General features: G+C 52.5%; 9 protein-coding genes and 1 pseudogene. 2 read left to right on the top strand and 8 right to left on the bottom strand.

What is annotated here, in order from left to right:
• Window positions 1-306: 306 nt before the first annotated feature.
• Both APH25_RS26070 and APH25_RS24460 read left to right on the top strand, forming a co-directional pair.
• Window positions 307-453: pseudogene (locus APH25_RS26070) on the top strand (IS21 family transposase); the annotation flags it as partial.
• Between the two features lie 242 nt (window positions 454-695).
• Window positions 696-1,235, top strand: a complete 540-nt coding sequence (locus APH25_RS24460) for a GNAT family N-acetyltransferase (protein WP_043156462.1) — start codon at window positions 696-698, stop codon at window positions 1,233-1,235.
• Between the two features lie 27 nt (window positions 1,236-1,262).
• Here the strand turns inward: APH25_RS24460 and APH25_RS24455 are convergent, their stop codons facing one another.
• The 8 genes from APH25_RS24455 to cml all read right to left on the bottom strand — a co-directional run bounded on the left by APH25_RS24455 (window position 1,263) and on the right by cml (window position 10,275).
• On the bottom strand, window positions 1,263-1,688 hold the full coding sequence (locus APH25_RS24455; protein WP_025297803.1) for a hypothetical protein: 426 nt from the start codon (window positions 1,686-1,688) through the stop codon (window positions 1,263-1,265).
• A complete protein-coding gene (locus APH25_RS24450; protein WP_033895284.1) occupies window positions 1,660-3,669 on the bottom strand; it encodes a hypothetical protein in 2,010 nt (669 codons plus the stop codon). Before APH25_RS24450 ends, APH25_RS24455 begins: the two co-directional genes overlap by 29 nt.
• Entirely contained in the window at window positions 3,666-5,423 is a 1,758-nt protein-coding gene (locus APH25_RS24445) for a hypothetical protein (protein WP_060483646.1), read from the bottom strand. Before APH25_RS24445 ends, APH25_RS24450 begins: the two co-directional genes overlap by 4 nt.
• On the bottom strand, window positions 5,410-6,702 hold the full coding sequence (locus APH25_RS24440) for a tyrosine-type recombinase/integrase (protein ID WP_070086283.1): 1,293 nt from the start codon (window positions 6,700-6,702) through the stop codon (window positions 5,410-5,412). The genes APH25_RS24445 and APH25_RS24440 overlap by 14 nt, the downstream gene beginning before the upstream one ends.
• A gap of 31 nt (window positions 6,703-6,733) precedes the next feature.
• Complete coding sequence (locus tag APH25_RS24435) at window positions 6,734-7,537, bottom strand: APH(3'') family aminoglycoside O-phosphotransferase (RefSeq protein WP_029771308.1); 804 nt, start codon at window positions 7,535-7,537, stop codon at window positions 6,734-6,736.
• Window positions 7,534-8,304 carry an aminoglycoside adenylyltransferase family protein gene (locus APH25_RS24430; protein WP_050397054.1) on the bottom strand — a complete coding sequence of 257 codons (771 nt, stop codon included), beginning with the start codon at window positions 8,302-8,304 and terminating at the stop codon, window positions 7,534-7,536. The genes APH25_RS24435 and APH25_RS24430 overlap by 4 nt, the downstream gene beginning before the upstream one ends.
• 155 nt (window positions 8,305-8,459) lie before the next feature.
• Window positions 8,460-8,942 (bottom strand): GNAT family N-acetyltransferase, encoded by a 483-nt coding sequence (locus APH25_RS24425; RefSeq protein ID WP_044265056.1) that lies wholly within the window; start codon window positions 8,940-8,942, stop codon window positions 8,460-8,462.
• A gap of 106 nt (window positions 8,943-9,048) precedes the next feature.
• Complete coding sequence (gene cml / locus APH25_RS24420) at window positions 9,049-10,275, bottom strand: CmlA/FloR family chloramphenicol efflux MFS transporter (protein ID WP_043156466.1); 1,227 nt, start codon at window positions 10,273-10,275, stop codon at window positions 9,049-9,051.
• Between the last annotated feature and the right edge of the window lie 350 nt (window positions 10,276-10,625).

The raw sequence follows: 10,625 nt of genomic DNA, 5'->3' as shown, positions 1-10,625 counted from the left end.
CTGTAGAGTTTTGTATCGTGGCTGGTGGGGAGCTTCCGGCCACGCCGGGCGGGAATGCAGGGTGCTATTCCCTTGTCTTCAAGGGGGTCGCGGAACCAGTCAGCGAGTCAGCGTCGTAGCCCTTGTCGGCCAGCAATACCTTTACTTGTGATAGAGCAATCAGGTGTCATCGCCGATGTAAAACTGGCCCCCTAACGCCGAGGTGAATTAGACCCCACTGGGCGAAGATGGCGGTTTTGAGCCGCCGAGATGTTAACCCAGGAGCAGTCAGTGGAGATCAAAGTGTTGGCCCGCTAGGACCATGGCATCAGGGCAATCGTCCGGGAGTTGGGGCTCTCGCGCAATACGGTACGCAAGTATCTCAGAAGCGGCGAGCCGCTGCGGTATACGCCGCGTCGACCACGGTCGACTAAGCTCGACCCGCACAAGGAGCGTATCGAGGCGGCCCAGCCGCTCAGAGCCCTGCGGTCATCGGCGCGTTCGACGCCCCGAGGCTTGGAAAAAAATGCTCGATGCGTTTCAGACGCTCTTGGTCGAGTCAGAATAGGCGCGACATGGTAATCCTCCTGTCGCTCTTGAATCATGTTGCCAGATCAGATGGAATCCGGCTCGGTCCAAGGTCTGCTGAGAGGGGCAGAGCAGACATGCTCCACCTGTTTGTGTGTGATGACCTTCAGAAGATGGGAGAATTTTAGATGCGAGGGATCAAGCCGTTGCCAACCTTTGGAACAGAACGCCTCCTAGTTCGACCGCGCGCAATGGTGGACTTCAAAGCTTGTCTTACGATGGATCGTGACCCGGAAGTCACCAGATATATACTTGGCCCGTGGAACGACCCTCAAAAGCATGAAGCTTTCCTGAAAGAACGGATTGAAACCTCGTTTGGCGATGGCCTGGGCTATTGGTCCATCTTTCTCAAACAACAGTCGGATCAGTTCCTGGGCTGGATACTTCTAATTCCGTGCGACGGTGTTGGCCCGGGGATCGAGATCGGTTGGCGGTTAAATCGCTCGGCATGGGGCAAGGGGTACGCGACCGAGGCGGCGAGCCCAATCGTTGAACACGCGTTTCGCACACTCGGCGCGGACCGCATCGTTGCGGATATTGAAGCTGAAAATATCCCCTCCACGCGGGTGGCTGAAAAGATTGGCATGAGGTTCATCGAAGACAGCGAGCATGAGGGCACCCACTTTAAGCGCTACGCGATGACCAAGGACGACGTTCGCACAGCATGATAGTGGGCTGCTATGGGCTCTTCGCTGTCATCCGGGTCTTTCGCTCATTTGAGAGGACCTGACCGTAGACACCACTTTGCCAGTCCTCAGACGCTCGATTTCATCCAGCAAATCTTCGATAGACGTGTTCTGAGCAGCTACTATCGAACTCAACCGGTCAATCTGCTGGCGATAGTCGGCCAGCTTCTGTTTGTCCGTCCTGGAGCGATTGTCTGTGGTTCGCCTGTTTGCCTGACGCTGCTCGGCTTGAGACTGGGTGTGTGCCTGAATCTCCAGGATCAGAAGCGGGTATCGATCTTTCTTCAATGCCGAAGGATCACGCCCTGCTTCTCTTGCAACGTTATTTTGGGTTACCACTGAACCTGCTGATAAAACCTCTGGCCTGTTCTGTTTTAAGCGCTCAAAAGCCTCTCGGAAGGCTTGTTCAGCGGTTTTCTTGTTCGTTGATGGCATCGAGATAAACCCCTATCGCATAAACTTCTTGTTTTATCGCACTGTAGCGCGGACTGTCAGGGTCCAAGGACTCCATTTCCTTTTCATGTGCAACTTTCAGACGCCTGAGTTTTGCTTCATTCTTACGTTCGAAAATTGCATCGGCACAGATGCCCCCGCCATCACCTCCGGCACATTTTGCAACGGATTCGATCCCTCCGTATTCACAGTAACCGGGCTTCATACAGTAGCCCAGCAGTGTACGACGACACCCAATAGCACCCTGCTTGATGAGCTTGGTTAGCTGCCGCTCCTCGCGGGTCTCTACGAGATTGATAACCTTTGACGGGATCATCTCTTTTCTGTGGGGTTTCACGTACTCCACACTATCGGTCAGCACATCCACCAACTGCCGGTAAATCGCTTTATAGGATTCAATAATGACGGCTGTTTCGGCGGCGGAATTCAACCTCAAATTTGTGTAGTTACGACCATAGTACAGCGTCATATTGCGGCTTAAATGCTTCATAATCCACTGCAAACTGTTGTCAGAGACCATGTTCGAGGCAAACATATTGACGCTCGTGGTGCGCCGTAATTGATGAACAGTAAACTGCCAGGGCAGGCCGACCCCAAATCCGGATTTTTTGCTTAGATTCGGAGTCATCGACACTGCAATCTTCCAGTCAGATTCGGTTACAGTGATTTCTTTGGGGTCGAATACGCGAGGGTAACTGGCAATAAATGGTCCGAGACGGACCATCGCCGCCAGTTCTCCGTGTACGTTTCGACTGTGGGTTTTTCTGGGAGTCCACGGCTCCCTGCCTGGCAGCGCTAGCAGAGTGGACGCCTTCACGGCGTCCGAAGCCGATACGTCTTCCGTGTAATGACGCATTTGCAATTTGGCAATGCTGGCCGCTACGTCCACCGCTTTTTTTACCGATCTTGGTACAACCCAGCGGGCATCGTCATCCGGATCGGTTTTGGTTGTCTCTCCAACAATTAGTGCAATCTCCCCCAACCGCTCATCCTGCTCAATCAAAAAACAGTCAGCCCTCAGAGACATTGCCTCACTGACTCGTTGCAGAGAAAAGTTCAGTATGTACAGTAACGACGCATCGCGAACCATTCTGAAATAGCGTGCAAACTGCGCCACGCTGCGCTGCTTCTCTGACCCCATCCATCTTTCAAAGAGATCTAATAACCCATACTCGGCCAGGAATTCATCGAACCCCCCGTCGAATAAAATGCGCTTCTTCTTGTAAAAACGATGTTCGCCGAAAGGGCTTTGAAACCTATCGTGCTGAGGAAGCGCCGCCGAATTGTGTTCATAAGCATCCGATATCCAAGTAAACGCTTTTTCGATCGCCGCTTGATGTTCCAGAAAGTCATCGAGGCACTCGTTTAAGCGATTGATCTGATAAGTCCAGATTCGCGGGGGGATATACGGGGTTTGGATTTTCTCCCAGCCCTTCTGCTGAGACGCTAAAAAAGCCAGCATCCTTTGGTCAGTAATTGCAAAATTAAGCGTATCGGCATGCAGCTGCAACTTATGCAGAAAATTAATATAGATCTTGTAACTGGCATTTTGCAATGCCTTCGCAACATCTTGGTGAACGTGGGGAAACTTGGGCAGATCAGAAATCAAAATACCTTGCTCATTGCAGACCTTTGCGATACTAATCAGGCAGTTGAAACAATAGGCGGCACTCCTGATTCTTCCTCCAAACAGCTTAGGGTGGTATAGCACCAGGAACATCGCCTTCTTGGTGAGCTGCACATTGGCATCTGAAAGTTTATGGCTGCCGAAATTAAACGTCGCTCCTGTCTCAAAGGCCCTATAATCCCAGAAATCATCTCCGTAGCGCGATAGGTCACGGCCCTTCTCATCGACTGACAACACCCAATCCTCAGGCGGGGGAAAACTCGGTGGTTGATACAGCGGAGACTCAGTCGTCACCAACGTGGACTGAGACATAAAGCGTAAATTGTCGGCGTTCATCCTTGCTCCAGGAACTCAATGATGTGAGACCAGTTGGGGTGATAATCGCCTTCTGCGATTCGCTCCCGTGCCTCATCGACCCACTGAGCGCGTTGGGGGCTGGAGCTTCGAAACCACGCGAGCTTGGCCGATAACCTTTCTATCACCTGATCAGCAGGCACTGTTTCTCGGGTTGGCGTTATACTCACCTCAATGCTTTTAAGATGACGCATTGAGGCCAAAGACCAGACGTAATCCTCGGTATCTGAATCCCGGAGATGTCGGCACCACAAACAGCCGGATGGGTTGATGCAGTTGGGTTCGGCGACTGAAGCAGGCTTGTCATCAGTCGCCTCGGGCTTACCGTTACAGCTACTGGCAATTACCGAGCCTGTGAGATCGCCCTGCTTAATCGGGTCGTGCTTGTTCCAGAACTGCGTGACCTCGATCATTGCGCGTTGCTGACTGGGACGCTCGTATTGTTGTTTCAGCACCTTTCGGGTGTGCTGCGCCATCTCGGCTGTCAGATCTGCATCCCCGGAACGGCGTAACAGCCAGTTCACTCTGGTGCTCCGTAACTCTCTTGGCGTTACCCAAGGGATAGCGTAGCCAGTCAACAATGAACGGATCAGCACGAATGAAGTCAAGCCAGTTTTGGTCGCACTCTCGTTTTGTCCATTCAGATCAAACAAGGGGAATAAAGATTCGGACTCTGGAAAAAAATAACTGATAAATGACCGATAGTTTTCAAGGAATGGCTTATACGACTTATAAACTTGAAAGCTTACCTCACCACCTTTGCGCCTTTTGTAACACCTTACTTGCCAGCTATCTCCAAGTGGTTTGTATTTAAGGGTGCCTCGCTTCAACTCCTTCGCTTGCGTCAAGTTTATCCCTGTTTGTGCAAGGAAGATGAGAAATTCCGCCTGGACGCGCAGATTTACTAAGCGCCATCTCCTGGCTCCCCCTTTCCCTTTTATATCACGCATGGATCGCCTGAGTCGCATTGCGTTTCGATAGCGTTGTTTTTCGTGAAGAGTCCATTGGTCTTTTGGTGTCGAAGGCCACTCTAGCTCAGATAATCCTGCGTATAATTGCACCTGATCATGCTCGACCAGTCCGGGGCGCATCGGTATTATAAGAGGTAACGGACCATGGACTGCTTCAATCGACAGCCCCGACACAAGATCAACTAAAAAATTACCTTGCTTAAAGGTAGCCTCAAGGCTCTGCTTCTCGACCGTTCTATTCACCGATTTTTTGGCGCGGGGGAAGGGCTTTAACCGTGTTCTGTTAACTAATCGCACGGTCGTTGGAATGTTTAAAATGGAACCAAAAAGTGCTGATAATATTACAGCTCGACCATAGGCTGAGTTTCTATTCAGGGTCGCTCTTTTTTTATTCGCCGCAATAAACAGGCGTTCGGCAAATTCCAGATAATTCGCTTCTAATTGATCGATGCTGAACGATTTTTGATTGTCATCAAGAAACCGTAAAAAATGCGTAAGGGTCGCAATATAGTGAGGGACCGAATGACGCGACTGGCCAGACACTAGGCGGGTCACGATCTCGTTTTTGATCGCCAGCAGAAGCTCAATCCGTTCCAGTTGCGGATCACCCAGCTCACCACGATCGATTTTCTGTAAAGCCTGTTGGGCTCTATGGTTTACCGCGCCCACGTACAAGAAGCGCCTCAGGTCCAATCTAGCAAGGGGCTCGCTACGAAGGGCGTCACTACCGTCTGGAGAGCGGATTAAGAGATCAGGCAAGGCCATTATAGGTCACCTGTTCAATCAACGTTTTGGCATCACCCGCTTTACCCGTGTATAGGTTAAAGAATTCGTCTGACAGCGCCTCTTTGATGGGTTCTTTCTCGATGAATTTCACATATTTCCAGGTCGTAGCCTCATCCTTGTGAAGCATGGCGTCTCTGACGAATACGATGGCATCCACCTGACTCGGAAGAACGTCCATTGCCAAACGCATCAGCTGGGTGCCGAAGGTGGCTCGGGTTTGATGGAATTTGAACTCTTGGAACTGTTTGAGGCCCGCACTCATCAATGTTTCACGCAGATAGCTGATCAATTTGGTGAACGATGTCTCCGAGTAGGCATTCCCCCGCTCAGATAGAAATAACAAAGTACGGTCGCCTTCAGATGCTCTCGCTTGGCGAGTTAAACGTCGAGCTGAATAGGCATAGCGCTCAAGCTCTTGAAGCAGCTGAGAAGGGAACAAGAGTGAGCCCCTGACATCAAACTTGGTCTTGACCTGCGTACCGGGACCAACCGTTACGCGCATGATGCCTGGCGTGGTCGAGTCATCCGTCGCATTTTCGAGACTGGAGAGGCGAAGAGTGCGGATCGTCTCACTCCTTGCCCCAGTGAAGAAACCGATCAGGACCATCAAATAAAGCTCAACCTTGCCCTGCTCGTGCAGGAAACGAAGCAAGATGTTTCGATTTTTATCGCTCAACGGCAGCAAACCGTTTTCCAGAGCCGTGCCGCCTCTCTTGCGATTTGGAATGGACAACTCACTCGATACCACTGACATGGTTCGGGAAAAACCAACAGCATTGTAGAACTGAACGGTTTTGGGCCTGTCTTCCCACATGGGTTGACGCTCAATCCAGCCGTACACCTGAGCCCAACGATAAAAATGCACAATGGCCGCCATTCGCGCTGTCGCTGTACTCGGACTAATGTGACCGGCCTGACGCTGCTCAACCAGGAAGCCACGATAGCGAAACAAACAACGATCTTTCTTCTTTTTCGGGAAATGATGCCAATCCACACCATGGGCTTCTAGCCAGCTGGCGTATGCCTTGAGGTGACCCATATTTGAGGTCACTGTCTTGATGTCATTGCCTGATACTGCTTCCAGCTTGCCCAATGCGTAGACATTAGCTGCAAGCCAAGGCTCACCATCGTCAAAGAAAACGTGAGGCACTTTGGGGATGACCCGACCCTTTTCTTTCGGTGTCCATGAAATTCCCTTTGATCTATCTGAAAAATCGGGGGCCATTGGCGTTATGCAGACTCTTTCGAGGATAGCCATGATGATGCTTCTCGATCTATTGAAGGGCTGATTAGCCCCACGTCAGTGGATCAAGCCGGAGATAGAAGGCGAGCCGGTCTCGATCAGGTGCCGAAATCCCCAAGGTCTCGAATAGGATTCCAAAAGCTCGTTCAGCTTGGGCCAGCGTAGTCCAATTTTCACCAGCATTCGCAATCATAAGGGCCAAATCAGCGTAGCGGTCTGCTTTTCCGAGGCGACCGACGTCAATCAGGCCAGTGCATTGAAGGCTTCGAGGGTCAACGATGAAGTTGGGCGTGCAAGCGTCGCCATGGCAAACGACCCTCTCTGCTGCTTCCTGATCGAGCCGAACCGGGAGTTCATCAGTGATGTGTGCCAATAGTTGGCATGCGGGAACGTCCTTGTCTTTACTGGACAGAAAGCCCGGGTTCACTGCGCCGCGGGCAACGACATCCACAGCACGGTCAAACATGAGCAGCAAACCACGATCGTATGGGCATTCGCTAACCGCAAGCTCGTGAAGAATTCCGAGTTGCCTCGCCATTGATGGCCACGCCTTGAGCAGGTCAGCCCCCGTGAGATCAGCCGCTGGAACGCCGGGAACGGTGGTCATCGTTAAGCGTACGCCTTCTTCCGTCTCGTGCCAGTCGATGACCTCAGGGCTGGTAATGCCCCGCTCACGGAGCCACAGGAGCCGGTCCCGCTCTCCGGCAAGATTCACTGAACATGCAGCCGGTGCCAACTTGACGTAGGCGAGGCCGTCGTCACGTCGAAAGACGAGATCGCCCGATTCACCAGTTTGAACGGGAACCCAGTTAAAGCGCGAGTCCAATAATGCATATGCCCAAACAGTCACAGCATCCCCGCCACACGCTCACTTAAATCGCTGGCTACACGCCGTACTTCTCGCTGTCGAGCTTCCCAGTCAATGTCCATCATGCCAAGATATGCATTACGTGCGCAGCTAACCAGTGCAGCTGACTCAGCGGGAAGAAGGGGTATCGCCCATTCGGCCGCAACGTCCTTGGGAACGAACTCCCCTGTCCTTAAAGTCCGCCACATGCGCGCAAGTGTCAGCAGAACATTACGTTCATCCCCCTCCAGGCTATCAAGCAAAGAAGGGAGTGCATCTTTAATCGCACGGTGTACATCCGCTTGGGGGATAGCGGGCAGCAACTCTGCTGGCTCGGGGCCGAACAGGGGACTTGCTTCCTGTCGGGCCTGAGCCAGCACTAGAGTCAGCTCCGGGTCAGCTTCGGGCCTGGGCACTTCGCCCGTCTCGTATGCGTCGCGCAACCACTCACCATATACGAACTCGCTACGCGCTGGATAAACCGACTCAGCAAGATCAGCGCGGTGAAAGACGATCAGTTCAAGGGGACGTAAGGTGTCGCCGCCTGGTCGTCCTGAAATCTTCATCAATTCAGTGACGAGGCGAGCGCGAATCGCATGTGTCGTTGCTCGGTCGATGACAACAAGCACATCAACATCACTCTTGGGGCGCAGGCCACCTGCTACTGCCGAGCCGTGGAGGTAGACAGCCACAAGCGAATCTGCCAAGGATTGCTGGATAACTGGCAGCGCCCGCTTCGCCTCGGCAGGAATTAGCATCGATTTACTCATCAAATCTGGTGTTTCCTCACGTTGTGAGAGTTTAGAAAGGCGAATTTAGGATCTTGCTACCAACCACCTGAGAGTTGTTGTAGGTTGATGAGGTGAGAGTGCCCCACCAACCGTTAAATCCGTATACCCGAGTTTTTTGAGCGCATGCTTCGGTTTCATAAAATTAGCGAAAGACGCAACATATCTTTGTGCTGAATGCCCATCTCGTAGATGGGCTGATCGTAGTTATCGAGAAAGTAATTTTTTACCACCTTATCGACTCGAAAACCGACACGTTGATAGAAGGCCAACTGATACCCGAAGGTGCCAGTTCCAAGCTCAATGCGCACGTACCCTCGCTCTCTAGCATCCGTAACGGCATGTTCAAGGAGCGCCGTACCAATGCCCCGCGCCTGGACCTCAGGCGCCACGGCGATATTGAATAGCTCAAGAACATCCTTACACCTAGTATTGAACACAGATGCACCAAGTGCGGCACCGTCCTCCGTCGCTAGGTAGCAAAGCGCGCCATCGCAGTATGAGGCGACGCTACGTTCGGATGGGTCAGCCAGTAGTAGCAGCGACATGGGTATCGTGCCGGGCGTTACTTGAGAAATCTTAAACACTTTGATGCTCTCCGTGTCTGTGTCGTAAAGCAATGCGCTTCGTCCAGCAAAGCACGACAAATTGACAAGACCATTCCGGTACCGACCACATAACCTAGTCCTAGTCACGATGATGGTCTGACTGGGAGTAATGGCTGCCCTATGGATCAACGGCAGCATGCTCGTCGTCGCTGATATCGCGTCCCTCAGAATTAACCCAGGACAAACAAAGCACTACCGCCGGCAGGGTTAGGCTATAAGTGACGATAGGCCAGTTCGTGCCACTCGGCAGAAGTGTAATAATGAGTGTCCCTATGCCACCTAACAGTACCCCACCCAGACAGAAGTAAACTGCGGTGACGGTGCCAGCGATGTGATCGAAACCACGAAGCGCGCCATTGGGCGTCACCGAGACCGCAGTAGCGATCCCAACACCAACAAGCCACATTGGGGCGATAAAGCCAAGTAACGATAGCGGTATCAGTGCCTCGCCAGCAGCCAGCAACAACCCGCCTGCCATAAGGCAGACCATGCCTACCCGCAATGCGTTCTGAACTCCCCACTGCGGAGCCAGCCGCCCCATTACCCGCGCCGTCACCATCATCGCGATTGCTACCGTCGCAAACAGCAAACTGAAGCTCAATTGCGATAACCCGTATCGTCCCATCATTAGCCACGGGGCAGTTGAGAAAAAGACAAAAAAGCTACCCATGCCCGCGCTATAACCGAGCGTGTACTGCCAGAAATTCAGGCAACGCAATGGAAGCAGTAATTGCGACCACCGTGGGTGTGCCGTGCGCTGCCTCTGGGTCTCTGGCCAGAGTCGCCACGCTGCCGTAGCAGCACCGAACATTGCGATTCCTAACAAGCCAAAAATTGCACGCCATCCCAGCCAGGCATCGATCAAGGTGCCTAGTAATGGACCTATCGCTGGGACCATCGCGAGCATAGAGCCGAGGAGTCCATAGATAACGTTGCTTTCCTCGCGGCCGGCGTAGATATCGCGCACGGTCGCGAAGGTAGCGACGAGACACGCCGAAGCACCACAGGCCTGAAGAACCCGAAAGCCCAGGAAGATTTCTGGTGATGAGGCCAGGGCAAGGCCAATCGAAGCGACGATATAGGCAATCCCACCCCCAAGCAGAACAGGGCGGCGGCCCAGCCGATCCGATAGAGGGCCAAAGAGAAGCTGCCCGGCTCCAAGCAGAACCAGGTATGCCGTCAATGTCAGCTGAATTGTCCCCGCACCGGCACCAAGTGCATCGGCCATGAAAGGAATCACGGGCAGGTACATGTCCATGCCCAATGACGCCAGCAAGTCGAATGGTGATAACAGCAATAGCGTGGCGGGAAGTGAGTACCGCCAAGAAAAATCTTTTGAGCGCACGAAACCATCTCCTTGATTCAAGGATTTGGCGGCGCTCTCACAGAGCAACTAGATTCTTGAGAACGCCGCAACAACCGAAAAACGAAGGTTGCTGCGGCTTACTTGTCGGCTTCCTTGGTAGTGCTCATGTGCGAGTTATCTCGTGGGTGAGTCCATATCCTAACAATCTTCACGTTAAGGTGCGAAGAGTCATTTCTCCACCCTTCCCTGGGAAAGGCCTGAGGCCTTCTGGTCGTGAGCGACCAGCCCTTTGATTAAATATCTACATGAGCATTATTGCGGGAGGGTAGGGTATGTCAATGGTTTGTCGAGTATTTATTGGTCGATATGCTCATTTATTCGTATGTAAA

Origin of the sequence: Pseudomonas sp. NBRC 111119 (assembly GCF_001320125.1) — a bacterium.
Taxonomy (GTDB): Bacteria; Pseudomonadota; Gammaproteobacteria; order Pseudomonadales; family Pseudomonadaceae; genus Aquipseudomonas; species Aquipseudomonas parafulva.
The sequence above is the reverse complement of the archived record's forward strand: the minus strand, read 5'-3'. Positions and strand labels throughout refer to the sequence as shown.

What these genes read in the sequence shown, in the direction of transcription:
- APH25_RS24460 (WP_043156462.1), top strand. Translation starts at nt 696, where the DNA reads ATGCGAGGGATCAAGCCGTTGCCAACCTTTGGAACAGAACGCCTCCTA.
- APH25_RS24455 (WP_025297803.1), bottom strand. Translation starts at nt 1,688, where the DNA reads ATGCCATCAACGAACAAGAAAACCGCTGAACAAGCCTTCCGAGAGGCT.
- APH25_RS24450 (WP_033895284.1), bottom strand. Translation starts at nt 3,669, where the DNA reads ATGAACGCCGACAATTTACGCTTTATGTCTCAGTCCACGTTGGTGACG.
- APH25_RS24445 (WP_060483646.1), bottom strand. Translation starts at nt 5,423, where the DNA reads ATGGCCTTGCCTGATCTCTTAATCCGCTCTCCAGACGGTAGTGACGCC.
- APH25_RS24440 (WP_070086283.1), bottom strand. Translation starts at nt 6,702, where the DNA reads ATGGCTATCCTCGAAAGAGTCTGCATAACGCCAATGGCCCCCGATTTT.
- APH25_RS24430 (WP_050397054.1), bottom strand. Translation starts at nt 8,304, where the DNA reads ATGAGTAAATCGATGCTAATTCCTGCCGAGGCGAAGCGGGCGCTGCCA.